The sequence below is a fragment of the Mesorhizobium sp. P2_B11 genome, assembly GCF_056404855.1.
In genome coordinates, this window is record NZ_JBFUDF010000003.1 from 391,416 (window position 1) to 405,914 (window position 14,499).

Below are 14,499 nucleotides of genomic sequence, written 5' to 3' on the forward strand. Positions count from 1 at the left end.
GGCTGCAAAATGATAATTTGAATTATGCCTCTCGCGCCGTCACCATGCAATCGGAAACCTTGCGGAGCTGGCCGCAGGGACGCAGCGGACAGGATCGGATTTTCATGCTCACCCACGCGCTGATCGGCGACGAAGGCAAAACAATCGAACTCAGTTGGAAGGACGGCGCACGCACCCGCTTCCACGCGATGTGGCTGCGCGACAATGCGCTGGACGACAAGACGCGCAGCGCCGGCAATGGCCAGCGGCTCATCACCATTCTCGACATCCCGGCCGGGACGCGGATCGGCGCGGCCTCGATTCAGGGTGACGCTCTCGAAGTCAGCTTCGTGCCGGAGGGAAAGACGGTGCGCTTTCCAGCGTCCTGGCTGAACGCCAACGCTTATGACCGCGACGCTGCCCGCCAGCCCGGCTGGACCGGCGAGGGCACGGTGCGATGGACCAAGGCCTCGATGCAGCATTCGGTGCCGCGCGCCGGCTATGCCGCTGCCCGCCGCGACCGCGCGGTGCTCAGGCAATGGCTGTCGGCGGTGCGTGCCTATGGCTTTGCGGTGATGGACGATCTGCCGGCCGAATCCGGCGCGCTGTGCAAGGTCTCCGACCTGTTCGGCTATATCAGGGAGACCAATTACGGCCGCTGGTTCGAGGTACGCGCCGAGGTCAACCCCAACAACCTCGCCTACACCAATCTCGGCCTGCAGGCGCACACCGACAATCCCTATCGCGATCCGGTGCCGACGCTGCAGATATTGTCCTGCATCGAGAACACGGTTGAAGGCGGTGAATCCAGCGTCGTCGACGGTTTTGCCGTCGCGGCCGCGCTACAGGCTGAAAACCCGGAAGGCTTCCGCCTGTTGAGTTCATACCCGGCGCGCTTCGAATATGCCGGATCGTCGGGCGTGCGGCTGCAGGCCAAGCGGCCGATGATCGAGCTCGGGCCGGATGGCGAACTCATCGCCATCCGCTTCAACAACCGCTCGCTGGCGCCGACGGTCGACGTGCCGTTCGCCGACATGGAAGCCTATTACGCCGCCTATCGGCGGTTCGCCGAACTGATCGAGGATCCGTCCTTCGAAGTCACCTTCAAGCTGGAACCGGGCCAGGCCTTCATCGTCGACAACACCCGCGTCATGCATGCCCGCAAGGCGTTTTCTGGCACCGGCAAGCGGTGGCTGCAGGGCTGCTACGCCGACAAGGACGGCTTGTTGTCGACGCTTGCCGCAATCGAACACGAGTTCAAGGAGGCTGCGGAATGAACGGCCAGGATTTGAACGCGGACAACATCGTCGAATTCATCGCCGACATTTTTGAGCGCCGGGGTGCTGAATCCTATCTCGGAGAACCCGTCACAATGTCGGAGCACATGCTGCAGGGCGCATGGTTTGCCGAAAAGGACGGCGCGCCGGATGTGCTGGTGGCGGCAGCCCTGCTGCACGACATCGGCCACTACACCAGCGAGTTCGGTACCTATTCGCCCGACGATGTCGAGGACAAGCATCATGACGAAGCCGGCGGCGAGGTGCTGGCGCCGTTCTTCCCGCCAGTGATCGTCGAATGCGTCAGGCTGCATGTCGCCGCCAAGCGCTATCTCTGCGCCACCGACCCGACCTATTTCGGCAGACTGTCGCCGGCCTCGGTCCACACGCTGTCGCTGCAGGGCGGGCCAATGAATGCGGAGGAGGTTGCCGAGTTCCGCAAGAACCCGTTCCACGAAGAAGCTGTGCGGGTCCGCATCTGGGATGAGGCCGGCAAGATTGCCAACATGAAGACGCGACGTTTTCGCGATTACGTGCCGCTGCTGCAGCGGGTCGTCAGCGACTTCGCCAAACGCGCCTGACGGCGGGCCGGGAGGAAACAGTCATGTGTTTCTGTTTCGATGGTGAAGGCGCTGTGGCCGCATACCAGTCGGCCTGTGAGCGGCGGCCTGCCGCGAGCGCTCCTGCTTTGTCGCCTTCTATCGTCAGCGACGAGCCCAGCCGGCTTGCCGCTGCCGGTTCGTCCCGGCCGGGCGACCTGGCAGCTGTCCGCCATCTTGCCGCGGCACCCGTTCCGTCGTATTAGCAGCGCCCGATCTGCGGCACCCTTTTTCACGTGCCGCGCCCGTACCAACCACGCTTTTCCAAGGAGGCGACGATGAGATCAATTTCACGCATTTTGCGCCTCCGTTGGCGGCGGACGGGCTGAGCCGCTTCACGGCGGACACCCACTTCCTGACAGCCTGAGAGCCGTGCCGCGAGGTGCGGCGCAGTCGCTGGTCGAAGGCGATTATCTCGATATCCAATGCCCTGGCGAAGCCTTGGCAAACCGGTTGAAGCCAAGCGCTTCTGCCGACGATGGCGGCTGTCCGATACCCTGAGATGCGTCTTTGCAACAGACGGTCATGCCGTTGTAAACATTGAGAGAATGTCTCTTGCGTCTTGGGTGTTGCAAGCGTAGTGACGCCGCCCATTCGTAACCCGTCATCCCCAAGAGGAGACCTGTCCATGTCACGGCAATCCAGATCGACACATTCCGTGCCGGCGCTGGAATTGCGCGCGGCTGACAGGGTTCCAATCGGGAAGAACGGCCATGGCCAGGTCCATGATACAGCTCAGGCAGGATGCCGAGCGCCAACGTATTGAAGCATATCAGGCATCGCTGCAGCGTGTGTCCGCCGCGCCGCGTCCCGCTCCGGATTTCGAGCGGGCGCTTGACGAGGTGCGCCGGGGCTATGCCGGCGTAGCAATCCGCGACGGTGGGCTGTGGCGCCCGAAGCTGAAGACGCGCGACCCTGCGCGTCTGCGGCTGGCGGCTGCCCGCTACCTCTATGCGCGCTATCCGGTTTCGGCCGCGCTCGAAGCCATCTGGCTGGACAGGTCGGGGCTGGATGGCCCGGAGATCGCGCTGCGCCTGGCCTGGTATATCGCGGCCGCGGCTGGCCAGTCGCTTTACAAGGGCGGCGCCAATGAATGGCTGTCGCGCAAGGAGGTGCATTGCTTCCTCAACGTGTCGAGCGAGTTTGGCTTCCGTGAGGCGTTCTGGTTTGCGATCGTCCGGTCCTACACCGGGGACAATGGACTGGCGGCACGGCTTGCGCGCACAAAGATTGCGCGTACGCCGCGCAGCGAGCTCACCTTCTGGCGTGAGGTGGCGCGCTTCTTTTGCGAGCAGCCCACGTCGAAGGAGGAGATCGACGACCTCTGCGACTATATCGCCGCCATGCACCGGCGCGACAAGGCGTATAGCCTGAAGGGCCGCACGCTCGCCTCCTTGCACCGGCAAATGTCGCAATGGCATCGCGACATTGCCGCCATCGAGCGCATCGAGGCTATGCGCCGCCGCGCCGCCGGTCGGGCCGCATTGGCGCCGGGCAGCGCCTGGGAGGGCTCGCGCCTTGAGGACTGGGAATGGGAGCCACCGGCCAAGGAGGCGAAGGCGCATGGCGAGCGCTTCTTCGTCCGCCAGCTGAAGACGGCTGAGGACCTGGTTGCCGAGTCCAGGGCGATGCATCACTGCGTCTCGACCTACGCGGTCAAGTGCATTGCTGGCAACGCCTCGATCTGGACGCTGCGTCGCAAGGCGCTTGGCAAGGCCGAGCGGCTGCTGACGATCGAGCTCGACCCGCAACATCGTGCGGTGCAGGTACGCGGTTTCGGCAATCGTCTGGCCACGCTTGAGGAACAAAAGATCCTCAAGCGCTGGGCCAAGGCGAACGGCGTGGCGCTCTGGGCCTGAAGATGGAAGATCCGCGCGGCCCAAAAGCCGCGCGGATTGCCCGTTGACATCCGCGCAAAAGCAATTCTATTGTCCGCCACCATGAAAAAGGCACTCATTCTCGTAGGAAGGCGCGTGGGCAAGGCGGTGTAACCGCCGGGCGAAAACCTCCCATGCGCAACACACAGGCTCCCTCGGGGGCCTTTTTTATTGCCCAAAACACGACTAAACGACCAAGAACACCCAAATGGCAACGCCCATGGGGCGACAGTACGGGACCAGACCGATGAGCAACGGACAGAACGACCGGCGTGAAATGACAGGCGCCGAAATGGTGGTGCAGGCGCTGAAGGACAATGGCGTCAAGCATGTCTTCGGCTATCCCGGCGGCGCGGTTCTCCCAATCTATGATGAAATTTTTCAACAGGACGAGGTCGAGCACATCCTGGTGCGCCACGAGCAGGGCGCGGGCCATGCCGCGGAAGGCTATGCACGCTCGACCGGCAAGGCCGGCGTGTTGCTGGTGACATCGGGGCCGGGCGCCACCAATGCGGTGACGCCGCTGCAGGATGCGCTGATGGATTCGATCCCGCTGGTCTGCCTGACCGGGCAGGTGCCGACCTCGCTGATCGGCTCCGACGCTTTTCAGGAGTGCGACACGGTTGGCATTACCCGGCCCTGCACCAAGCACAACTGGCTGGTGAAGGACGTCAACGAACTAGCCGCGACCATCCATGAAGCCTTCCATGTCGCCACGACCGGCCGTCCCGGTCCGGTTGTGGTCGATATTCCGAAGGACGTGCAGTTCGCCAAGGGCATCTATGTGCCGCCGCAGACGGCGCCGCGCACCAGCTACCAGCCCAAGGTCCAAGGTGATCTGGAGAAGATCAAGGCAGCCGTCGAACTGATGGCCGGCGCCAAGAAGCCGATCATCTATTCGGGCGGCGGCGTCATCAATTCCGGCCCGGAAGCGAGCCACCTGCTGCGCGAACTGGTCGACCTCACCGGCTTCCCGATCACTTCGACGCTGATGGGGCTCGGCGCCTATCCGGCATCGGGCAAGAACTGGATGGGCATGCTGGGCATGCACGGCACCTATGAAGCCAATATGGCGATGCACGATTGCGACGTGATGATCTGCATCGGCGCGCGCTTCGACGACCGCATCACCGGCCGGCTCACCGCGTTCTCGCCGAACTCGAAGAAGATCCACATCGACATCGATCCGTCGTCGATCAACAAGAACGTCCACACCGACGTGCCGATCATCGGCGATGTCGGACGCGTGCTGGAAGACATGGTGCGGCTGTGGCGGGCAAGCGCCAAGGCCGACAAGAAGGCGCTCTATCCCTGGTGGGAGCAGATCGCCAAATGGCGCGCGCGCGATTCACTCGCCTACAAGATGAACAACGACGTGATCATGCCGCAATATGCCATCCAGCGGCTCTATGCGCTGACCAAGGACATGGACACCTACATCACCACCGAGGTCGGCCAACACCAGATGTGGGCAGCACAGCACTATCATTTCGAAAAGCCGAACCGCTGGATGACATCAGGCGGCCTCGGCACGATGGGTTACGGCCTGCCGGCAGCACTCGGCGTGCAGATCGCGCATCCCGACGCGCTGGTCATCGATATTGCCGGCGACGCCTCGGTGCAGATGACGATGCAGGAGATGAGCGCGGCGGTGCAGCACGATGCGCCGATCAAGATCTTCATCCTCAACAACCAGTATATGGGCATGGTCAGGCAGTGGCAGCAGCTGCTGCACGGCAACCGTCTGTCGCATTCCTACACCGAGGCGATGCCCGACTTCGTCAAGCTGGCCGACGCCTATGGCGGCCACGGCATTCGCTGCGAGAAGCCGGACGAACTGGATGACGCGATCAAGGAGATGATCTCGGTCAAGAAGCCGGTGCTGTTCGACTGCCGCGTGGCGACGCTCGCCAACTGCTTCCCGATGATCCCGTCGGGCAAGGCGCACAATGAAATGCTCCTGCCGGACGAGGCGACCGACGAAGCCGTGGCCAACGCCATCGACGCCAAGGGCAGGGAACTGGTCTAGGACAAGCCGAGGCAGGGCTTGTCGCAAGAAGCCGTGCGCAAACAGAGAATTAGCTCAAAGTCTGAAATCGAGATTCATGTCATGAACGCACAGCTTCAACCGACCGGTTCGGCCTATTTCATCGCCAAGGAAACGGAAAAGCCGGAGAACCACACGCTTTCCGTTCTGGTCGACAATGAGCCGGGCGTGCTTGCCCGGGTCATCGGCCTTTTCTCCGGCCGCGGCTACAACATCGAAAGCCTGACCGTCTCCGAGACCGAACACGAGAAGCATCTGTCGCGCATCACCATCGTGACGCGCGGCACGCCGCATGTGCTGGAGCAGATCAAGCATCAGCTCGAGCGCATCGTGCCGGTGCACCGCGTCGTCGACCTCACCGTGCGCTCGCACGAGTTCGGTCAGGAGCGGCCGCTGGAGCGCGAGCTGGCGCTGGTCAAGGTGGCCGGCACCGGCGAGGCTCGCGTCGAGGCGCTGCGTCTGGCGGACGCTTTTCGCGCGTCGGTGATCGACGCCAACACCGAGCACTTCATTTTCGAGATCACCGGCAAGGGCTCCAAGCTCGACCAGTTCATCGCCATCATGAAGCCGCTCGGCCTGGTCGAGATCTGCCGAACCGGCGTGGCGGCGATGAACCGCGGGCCGCAAGGCATGTAGGCGTTCATGCGAAATTAAAGTTCCGCAATCACGGTTGAAGAAGGCTGTCTGAATTCGATCTGGGAATTGGTGACGCATGACTCCGCGACAAGAGCTGGTCATACATGTGATGATGTACGCTCTGATCGCATACTCGATCTGGGTGCTTGCCCATGCCTGGGTGACGATGACCGTTCCGGTCGGACGGACCTATAGCCTGGTGGCCTATGCGGATAATCCGACCAGATTCTGGAACGGGGTTTTCTTCCACGCCGGATCCATCGTTGTCTTCAGTTGGCTTCTCTGGGCACTGAAGTATCGTCGCCGGAACTGATGCGGCGGGGGCTTCCTCGCAGATGCAATCAGGATATCAGCCGGCGGATTTTGTCAGCTTGGCATCGACCTTGCCGCTCGCCAGTTCCTTGCTCTCCCGCTTGATCGGGCGCGCTACCGGGCAGACGTCCTGGACGAAGCCGTTCAGCGTGTTGACCAGATTGTTCTGGACCAGCGAGTAGTGGATGAACTGGCCCTGCCGCTCTTTGGCGATGAGGCCGGCCGTTTCCAGTATGCTCAAATGTTGTGAGATCGACGGCTTCGACATGTCGAAGCGCGCCGCGATCTCGCCTGCTGTCAGCGACGAGTGGGCGAGATAGGCGAGGATCTTGCGCCGGGGCTGCGACGACAGCGCCTCGAACACGCGCTGAATGGCGCCGCTGCCGGCGGCCGTTTCGCTCTCCGATATTTTGTCTTCGATCACTGCCGCCTCGTAAATCGCGAAGGCGTGCGCCCTCGGTCTGCTTTTCTACGGCATTTAGACTATTGCCTAAATACCTAATCCGAGATAGTAGATAATTAGCTTACTGCCTAAATAAGCGCCGACGCGGCGAAAGGCAAGGCTCTTGGTTCGGAAATGTTTTCCTGCAGAGGAGGGGTACCGATGAAAACTATATCCACAGGCAGAATGATATCGCAGCCCTTGAGCGACGCCGAAGACGGCGAGGTCGTCTGGATGCCGGCCAAGTCGATCTGGGTCGGTGTGATGACGCTGATAGCCCTGGTTTTCGGGCCGCTGACCTTCAGCTGGAGCGCCTTCGCCCTATTTGTGGCGACGACGGCGGTGACGATCTGCGCGGGACATTCGGTCGGCATGCACCGGCTGCTCATCCACCGCTCGTTCAAGGTGCATATCTGGATCGAACACGCGCTGGTCTATCTCGGCACGCTGGTCGGCATGGCCGGTCCTTTCGGCATGATCTATGCGCATGACATCAGAGACTGGGCGCAGCGGCAGACGGCGTGCCACGATCTCCACGCCCATCGACGGCCGTTCTTCACCGACGCTTTCTGGCAGATGCATTGCGCTGTGGCGTTGCGCAATCCGCCTGATTTCGTCATCGAGCCGTCAATCCGCAACGACCGCTTCTACAAATTCGTCGAACGCACCTGGATGCTGCAGCAATTGCCGTGGGCGATTCTTTTCTTTCTGCTCGGCGGTTGGAGCTGGGTGGTCTGGGGGATTGCAGTGCGCATCTCGGTATCGCTCACCGGGCACTGGCTGGTCGGGCATTTCGCCCATCGCAGCGGGCAGCAGGGCTGGCGCGTCGACGGCGTCGCCGTGCAAGGCTACAACCTGCCGCGTTTCGGGCTGGTGACTTTCGGCGAAAGCTTTCACGGCAATCATCACGCGTTTCCCGAATCCGCCAGGCTCGGCATCGAGCGCGGGCAGATCGATCTCGGCTGGGTTTTCATTCGCATTCTCGCAGCACTTGGCCTGGCGCATAATGTGAAGCTTCCCGAGAACACGCCGAAACGCAAAGGCCTGCGGCGCGTCGCCGGCCGCGATGGGAGGGCGACCGCTTCCCAGCTCTTGTCGGAGCAACTGGCTAGCAGAGGCTTTCGCCCTGCGAATACCCCCACCCCTAACCCCTCCCCACAAGGGGGAGGGAGACTCCCGTAAGCGCTAGCCTCAGCGAACTGCCAAAGTTCGGCACTGAACATGGCGGAGGAAAGCGAGCGGCAGCGTTCCCTCCCCTTGTGGGGAGGGTTAGGGTGGGGGTCCTTCTTCAGAAGAATCTTATCTGTAAAGCCCTGTGGTAGACTGTGTCGGCCGTGGGTCGGCTGGCTAGACGGGTCAATGCCGGACGCATTGGACCAATCGAATGACGTTGCGTCCGGCGCCCGGTCGATTTAAGTCAGTATTGCTGACCTTTGTGAGCCGTCATGACCCTCGACGCCTTCCTTGCCCTGCTGCTCTACGCCCTGGTGACCTCGATCACGCCGGGCCCGAACAACTTCATGCTGCTGGCGTCGGGCGTCAATTTCGGCATCGTGCGGACAATCCCGCATATGCTCGGCATCAGCATCGGCTTTTGCGTGCTGTTGCTGGCCGTCGGCTTCGGCCTCGGCGCGGTGCTGACGGCGTTTCCGGCGCTGCACACCGCACTCAAGATCGCCGGTGCTGCCTATCTGCTCTACCTCGCCTGGAAGATCGCCATCTCTCGCTCGCTCAGCGCCAAGGGCGAGGCGGAGGCCAAGCCGATGCGTTTCATCGATGCTGCCGCCTTCCAATGGGTCAATCCCAAGGCCTGGGTGATGGCGATCACGGCCATGGCTGTCTACACCAACCCCGAGCATCCATTTCTGTCGGTGGTACTGATCGCCGTTGCCTTCTCGCTGGTCAATCTGCCGAGCGTCTCGATATGGGCCGGTTTCGGCACGGCGCTGCGCGGTTTCCTGTCGGATCCGGTGCGGCTGAAATGGTTCAACATCGCCATGGGTGTTTTGCTCGCGGCGACGCTGTGGCCGATGCTTCGCTAGGCCATTTGATTAGAGCCGGAAGATGACGGTCGCGGCGATGCAGGTCGCCGACCTGAATCCGATTTGCGGCCCCTTGGAAATCCCCCTGATCCAAGACAAGATCATGGCGCTTAACCTTTTTGGGGGACTCGGATGGAAAGCCACGAGCCGTTTCTACGTGAGGCGATTGCGCTCTCGAAATCCGCAATGGAACGCGGCGACGAACCGTTTGGCTCGGTGCTGGTGAAGGACGGCGAAGTGATCTTGCGCGCCGAAAACAGCGTCTTCACCGGCCGCGATATGACGAACCACGCCGAGCTGAACCTGGTTAAACTGTCGGCGCAGCACTACGACAGTGCTTTTCTCGGCGACTGCACGCTCTACACCAGCACGGAGCCGTGTGCGATGTGCTCCGGGGCGATTTACTGGTCGGGCATCGGGCGTATGGTCTTTGCGTGCTCCGAAGCGCGGCTTGGCGAGATCGCGGGGATCGGGCTGAATGTGCCGAGCCGGGCGGTGCTGCAAACCGGCGCGCGCATAGTCACTGTGATTGGCCCCAACCTCGAAGACGAAGCCGCCGAAGTCCATCAGGAATTCTGGCCGAAGCATCTGGGCAAGGCCTAGAGCCTAACCACCGAGGCCTACGAAAGGCGTCGGCTCGGTGATCGTGAGCCGGCTGCACAGTCATTGTGCAGTGCACATTAAATCTTCGTAATGCCGCGTTTTGGCCCTTTTCCGACAAAGGCGTGTCCTATCTATTCGGCGAAATCCCGGCAGGCAGCCGTGACTTGAGCTAGAATACGACCACCGGACTGCGGCGTGTCGGGTTTAGAGGACCTTGGTGTCGATGCGCGGAAAAGTCGTTCTTGTGGTGGCGGCAGCAGCGTGCGTCGCTGCGGCGTGGCTTTATCTTTCGCCCACAGCCATGGGCAGTCTGCAGCAGATGCTGCCGGGCGGCAAGCAGGCGGCAGCTGACAAATCAGCAGCAGACAAAACGGCAGCATCAGGCAAATCCGGCGGCGGCGGTAATGCCGCCCGTTCGGCCTCGATTGTTTCGGCGACGGCGACAACGGCCGATTTCCCGATCCGCCGCTACGCCATCGGCTTCGTGTCCTCGCCGGCCGTGGTCAACATCAATGCGCGGGTGTCGAGCCAGATCGTGTCGATCGACGTCAAGGACGGCCAGATGGTGAAGGCCGGCGATCTGTTGTTCTCGCTCGACGACCGCGCGCTGAAGGCGCAGTTGGCCAAGGACCAGGCGACGCTCGCCAAGGACCAGGCGCTGCTTGCAAGCTCGGTGTCCGATCTCCAGCGCGCCAAGGATCTTGTCGCCAAGCAGGCCGGCACGCAGCAGACCTACGATCAGGCTGTGGCGGCGCAGAAGGCGGCCGCCGCGACCGTCGATGCCGACCAGGCGACGATCGATGCCGACAATGTCCAGCTCGGCTTTGCCACGATCACGGCGCCGATTGCCGGGCGGCTGGGTGCGGTGAATGTTTCGGTCGGCGACCTTGTCACCGTGAGCAACGGCAACTCGAGCACCGCGACGCCGCTGGTGACGATCACCCAGATCGATCCACTGCAGGTCAACTTCAACCTGCCGGAAAGCAACCTGGCGCTGCTGCACAAGGCGCTGGCCAATCCGCAGCAAGGTGCGGTGACGCTGACCAAGGACGGCGACCCGACGCCGATCGGCAAGGGCACGCTCGACTTCGTCGATTCCAGCGTCGACACCGCGTCCGGCACCATCGCGACGCGGGCGAGCATACCCAATGCCGATCTCTCGCTGTGGCCCGGCCAGTATGTGAATGTCGTGCTCGACGCCGGCATCATGCCGCAGATGACCTCGGTTCCGACGGTCGCGGTGCAGCCCAGCCAGAAGGGGCCGTTCGTCTATGTCGTCAAGCCGGACAACACGGTCGAGATGCGGCCGGTGCAGGTGGCGCTGACCGAAGGCGCAAACAGCGCCATCAGCGAAGGCGTCAAGTCCGGCGAGAAGGTGGTTGTCGAGGGCCAGACCAGGCTGAAGGACGGCGCCGCGGTGCATGAAGGCAAAGCGGCGGCCGGCGGCGGGGACAAGGCTGCGCCCAAGGTCGCGGAAGCCGAAAAAGCCGGCGGGGCTGCCCAATGATTTCCGAATTCTGCATACGCAGGCCCGTCGCCACGCTGCTGATGTCGTTCGCCCTCGTTCTGGGCGGGCTGTTTGCCTACAAATTCCTGCCAGTGGCGGCACTGCCAAGTGCCGAATTTCCGGTCGTCAACGTCTCGGCGTCGCTGCCCGGCGCGTCGCCCGAAACCATGGCCACTTCGGTGGCGACGCCGCTGATCAAGCAGTTCGCCACCATTGCCGGCATCGATTCGATCTCGACCACCAACTCGCTCGGCCAGACCTCGATTGCCATCCAGTTCGTGCTCAACCGGGATATCGACGCCGCCGCCGCCGACGTGCAGGCGGCGATCGCGCGCACGCAAAAATCGCTGCCGCCGCAAATGACGTCGCCGCCGAGCTATCGCAAGGTCAATCCGGCCGACGCGCCGATCCTTTTGATGTCGCTGGTCAGCGATACGGTTCCGTTGACCGATCTCGATGCCTTCGCCGAAAATGTCATCTCGCCGTCGCTGTCGACCATCGACGGCGTCGCGCAGGTCTCGATCTTCGGCCAGCAGAAATATGCGGTGCGCATCCAGATCGATCCGACCGCGCTTGCCGCGCGCGGTATCTCGATCGACCAGCTGCAGACGGCGGTCGCCTCGGCCAACAGCAACACGCCGCTCGGCGTCTTGCAGAACGACAAGCAGCAGCTGACCATCACCGCCAACACGCAGCTCACCAACGCGGCCGGCTTCGCCAACCTCATCATCGCCACCAAGGACGGCCACCCGGTGCGGCTGGGCGAGGTGACCCGCGTCGTCGATTCGGTGCAGACCACGACGACGGCGAGTTGGTATGACGGGACCCGCGCGATCATCATGGCCGTGCAGCGCCAGCCCGACGCCAACACGGTCGACGTCGTCGACAAGGTCAAGGCGATGCTGCCGTCCTTCAGGGATCAGATGCCGGCCGCCGCCGACATCAAGCTGCTCAATGACCGTTCGACCTCGATCCGCCAGGCCGTCGACGACGTGCAGTTCACCCTGCTGTTGACCATCGCCTTGGTGGTGATGGTGATCTTCGTCTTCCTGCGCCGGGTGACCGCCACCATCATTCCGGCCGTGGCTGTGCCGATCTCGCTGATCGCCACACTGGGCGCGATGTTCCTGTTCGGCTTTTCCATCGACAACATATCGCTGATGGGCCTGACGCTTGCGGTCGGCCTTGTCGTCGACGACGCCATCGTCATGCTGGAAAACATCTTCCGCCACATGGAGGAGGACGGGTTGTCGGCCTTCGAGGCATCGCTGAAGGGCGCGCGCGAAATCGGCTTCACCATCATCTCGATCTCGATCTCGCTGGTGGCGGTGTTCATTCCGGTGCTTTTGATGGGCGGCGTGATCGGCCGCATCTTCAACGAGTTCGCCGTGGTGGTGACGGTTGCCATCCTGGCGTCGATGTTCGTGTCGCTGACGCTGACGCCGATGCTGTGCTCGCGGCTGCTCACGGTGACGAAGGCCGATCGCGACAAGCATAGCCCCGGCCACAAGCAGGACCTTGTCACACGCGGCTATGACCGGCTTCTCAGCTTCTGCCTGCGCCACACTTTCCTGGTGTTCCTGGTCTTCCTCGGAACCGCGGCAGGATCGGTGTGGCTGATCGAGGTGTCGCCGAAGGGCTTCTTCCCGCAAGAGGATATCGGCCAGATCTCGGTGACGACAATCGCGCGCCAGGACATCTCGTTCGACGCCATGTCGAAGCTGCAAGGCCAGGTGGCCAGCGTCTTCTCGCATTCGCCCTATGTCGATCATGTGGCGTGGTCGGCGGGCAGCGGCAGCAATGCGCTCAACCAGGGGCAGCTTTTCGTCCAGCTCAAGGGCAAGGACCAGCGTCCCGACATCGAGAAGGTGCTTTCGGATCTAAGGCGGCAACTGGCCGGCGTGGCGGGTATCGAAACCTACATGCAGCCGGTGCAGAACCTGCGGCTGGGTTCGCGCTCGTCGGCCAGCGCCTACCAGCTGGTCGTGCAGGGCCTCGATACCGGCCAGACCGACATCTGGGCACAGAAGCTGAATGACGCGATGGCGGCCGACCATGCGAACTTCACCGACGTCACCAGCGATCTGCAGAACAATGCGCTGCAGGCATCGCTGGTGGTCGACCGCGACAAGGCCGCCCAGCTCGGCATCGACACCGACACGCTGCGCTCCGCCCTCTATGGCGGATTCGGCACCGACCAGGTTTCGACGATCTTCGGTTCGGCCGACAGCTATGAAGTCATCACCGAGCTCGACCCCAACATCGAATGGTCGCCGGAGCGCATGCTCGCCATCCAGATGCGGACGGCGAGCGGCAGCCTGGTGCCGCTCGGCGCCTTTGCCCGCGTCGACCGCACGGCCGGCGCCTTGACGGTCAACCAGCTCGGCCAGCTGCCGGCGGTGACCATCTCCTACAATCTGCCGCAAGGCGTGGCGCTCGGCGACAGCACGGCCCGCATCGACGCGCTGAAGGAACAGATCGGCATGCCGACGGCGATCTCGACCAGCTTCGCCGGTACGGCGAAAACCTTCCAGGATTCGCTGGCCAACCAGGGCCTGCTGATCGGCGGCGCCATCCTGACCATCTATATCGTGCTCGGCATCCTCTATGAGAGCTTCATCCACCCGCTGACGATTCTGACCGGCCTGCCTTCGGCGGTGCTTGGCGCCGTGGTCGCGCTGCGCTTTGCCGGCATGGACCTGTCGGTCATCGCGGTGATCGGCATCCTGATGCTGATCGGCATCGTCAAGAAGAACGGCATCATGATGGTCGACGTCGCGCTGGAACTGCGACGAGACGGAATGTCGGCCAAGGAGTCCATCCACAAGGCGTGCCTGATGCGGTTTCGGCCGATCATGATGACGACGCTGGCGGCCCTGATGGGCACGTTCCCGATCGCGCTCGGCACCGGCGCAAGTGCTGAACTGCGCCAGCCGCTCGGCGTCGCGGTGGTCGGCGGGTTGCTCGCTTCGCAGGCGCTGACGCTGTTCGTCACTCCGGTGATCTACGTCTATTTCGAGAACTTCTCCGGCTGGCTGACGAGCTTCTTCTCCCCAAAGAAGAGCCCGACGGCGCTGCATGTGGTCGAGAGCGGCGAGCAGGGCTCGCTGTTCGGCCCAGTGCCTGGCGAGGGTGGGGACCGGCTTGTCGAACCGCAAAAGGCTGCCGCCGAATAGTC

General features: G+C 62.8%; 12 protein-coding genes. 11 read left to right on the forward strand and 1 reads right to left on the reverse strand.

The window, feature by feature from the left end:
- Positions 1-104 precede the first annotated feature (104 nt).
- From tmpA to AC1DYJ_RS10460, 6 genes are all read left to right on the forward strand, one after another.
- Positions 105-1,256 carry a 2-trimethylaminoethylphosphonate dioxygenase gene (tmpA, locus tag AC1DYJ_RS10435; protein WP_477280549.1) on the forward strand — a complete coding sequence of 384 codons (1,152 nt, stop codon included), beginning with the start codon at positions 105-107 and terminating at the stop codon, positions 1,254-1,256.
- Positions 1,253-1,837, forward strand: coding sequence for a (R)-1-hydroxy-2-trimethylaminoethylphosphonate oxygenase (tmpB, locus tag AC1DYJ_RS10440; protein ID WP_477280550.1), 585 nt, complete (start codon positions 1,253-1,255; stop codon positions 1,835-1,837). The genes tmpA and tmpB overlap by 4 nt, the downstream gene beginning before the upstream one ends.
- A 731-nt stretch (positions 1,838-2,568) precedes the next feature.
- Positions 2,569-3,714, forward strand: a complete 1,146-nt coding sequence (locus AC1DYJ_RS10445; RefSeq protein WP_477280551.1) for a PcfJ domain-containing protein — start codon at positions 2,569-2,571, stop codon at positions 3,712-3,714.
- 265 nt (positions 3,715-3,979) lie between these two features.
- Positions 3,980-5,761, forward strand: coding sequence for an acetolactate synthase 3 large subunit (locus tag AC1DYJ_RS10450; RefSeq protein WP_477280552.1), 1,782 nt, complete (start codon positions 3,980-3,982; stop codon positions 5,759-5,761).
- 81 nt (positions 5,762-5,842) lie between these two features.
- Positions 5,843-6,415, forward strand: a complete 573-nt coding sequence (ilvN, locus tag AC1DYJ_RS10455; protein ID WP_023668352.1) for an acetolactate synthase small subunit — start codon at positions 5,843-5,845, stop codon at positions 6,413-6,415.
- A 76-nt stretch (positions 6,416-6,491) separates the two neighbouring features.
- Positions 6,492-6,728, forward strand: coding sequence for a hypothetical protein (locus tag AC1DYJ_RS10460; RefSeq protein ID WP_477280553.1), 237 nt, complete (start codon positions 6,492-6,494; stop codon positions 6,726-6,728).
- A 36-nt stretch (positions 6,729-6,764) separates the two neighbouring features.
- On the opposite strand, the gene AC1DYJ_RS10465 is transcribed toward AC1DYJ_RS10460, so the two are convergent.
- The gene (locus AC1DYJ_RS10465; RefSeq protein WP_477280554.1) at positions 6,765-7,151 is read right to left on the reverse strand and encodes a metalloregulator ArsR/SmtB family transcription factor; all 387 of its coding nucleotides are present in this window, start codon (positions 7,149-7,151) and stop codon (positions 6,765-6,767) included.
- 180 nt (positions 7,152-7,331) lie between these two features.
- Between AC1DYJ_RS10465 and AC1DYJ_RS10470 the strand changes: the two genes are divergently transcribed.
- The 5 genes from AC1DYJ_RS10470 to AC1DYJ_RS10490 all read left to right on the forward strand — a co-directional run bounded on the left by AC1DYJ_RS10470 (position 7,332) and on the right by AC1DYJ_RS10490 (position 14,497).
- Positions 7,332-8,351 (forward strand): acyl-CoA desaturase, encoded by a 1,020-nt coding sequence (locus AC1DYJ_RS10470; protein ID WP_477280555.1) that lies wholly within the window; start codon positions 7,332-7,334, stop codon positions 8,349-8,351.
- 263 nt (positions 8,352-8,614) lie between these two features.
- Positions 8,615-9,211: a LysE family translocator gene (locus AC1DYJ_RS10475; protein WP_477280556.1), complete on the forward strand. Its 597-nt coding sequence runs from the start codon at positions 8,615-8,617 to the stop codon at positions 9,209-9,211.
- 132 nt (positions 9,212-9,343) lie between these two features.
- Positions 9,344-9,814 carry a nucleoside deaminase gene (locus AC1DYJ_RS10480; RefSeq protein ID WP_477280557.1) on the forward strand — a complete coding sequence of 157 codons (471 nt, stop codon included), beginning with the start codon at positions 9,344-9,346 and terminating at the stop codon, positions 9,812-9,814.
- Between the two features lie 223 nt (positions 9,815-10,037).
- Positions 10,038-11,321: an efflux RND transporter periplasmic adaptor subunit gene (locus AC1DYJ_RS10485; RefSeq protein ID WP_477280558.1), complete on the forward strand. Its 1,284-nt coding sequence runs from the start codon at positions 10,038-10,040 to the stop codon at positions 11,319-11,321.
- Positions 11,318-14,497: an efflux RND transporter permease subunit gene (locus AC1DYJ_RS10490; RefSeq protein WP_477280559.1), complete on the forward strand. Its 3,180-nt coding sequence runs from the start codon at positions 11,318-11,320 to the stop codon at positions 14,495-14,497. Before AC1DYJ_RS10485 ends, AC1DYJ_RS10490 begins: the two co-directional genes overlap by 4 nt.
- Positions 14,498-14,499 lie beyond the last annotated feature (2 nt).

Excerpts from the sequence above, each read along its gene's own strand:
- AC1DYJ_RS10450 (WP_477280552.1), top strand. The coding sequence starts at position 3,980 with ATGAGCAACGGACAGAACGACCGGCGTGAAATGACAGGCGCCGAAATG.
- AC1DYJ_RS10470 (WP_477280555.1), top strand. The coding sequence starts at position 7,332 with ATGAAAACTATATCCACAGGCAGAATGATATCGCAGCCCTTGAGCGAC.
- AC1DYJ_RS10485 (WP_477280558.1), top strand. The coding sequence starts at position 10,038 with ATGCGCGGAAAAGTCGTTCTTGTGGTGGCGGCAGCAGCGTGCGTCGCT.
- tmpB (WP_477280550.1), top strand. The coding sequence starts at position 1,253 with ATGAACGGCCAGGATTTGAACGCGGACAACATCGTCGAATTCATCGCC.
- ilvN (WP_023668352.1), top strand. The coding sequence starts at position 5,843 with ATGAACGCACAGCTTCAACCGACCGGTTCGGCCTATTTCATCGCCAAG.
- AC1DYJ_RS10475 (WP_477280556.1), top strand. The coding sequence starts at position 8,615 with ATGACCCTCGACGCCTTCCTTGCCCTGCTGCTCTACGCCCTGGTGACC.
- tmpA (WP_477280549.1), top strand. The coding sequence starts at position 105 with ATGCTCACCCACGCGCTGATCGGCGACGAAGGCAAAACAATCGAACTC.
- AC1DYJ_RS10490 (WP_477280559.1), top strand. The coding sequence starts at position 11,318 with ATGATTTCCGAATTCTGCATACGCAGGCCCGTCGCCACGCTGCTGATG.
- AC1DYJ_RS10480 (WP_477280557.1), top strand. The coding sequence starts at position 9,344 with ATGGAAAGCCACGAGCCGTTTCTACGTGAGGCGATTGCGCTCTCGAAA.
- AC1DYJ_RS10445 (WP_477280551.1), top strand. The coding sequence starts at position 2,569 with ATGGCCAGGTCCATGATACAGCTCAGGCAGGATGCCGAGCGCCAACGT.
- AC1DYJ_RS10460 (WP_477280553.1), top strand. The coding sequence starts at position 6,492 with ATGACTCCGCGACAAGAGCTGGTCATACATGTGATGATGTACGCTCTG.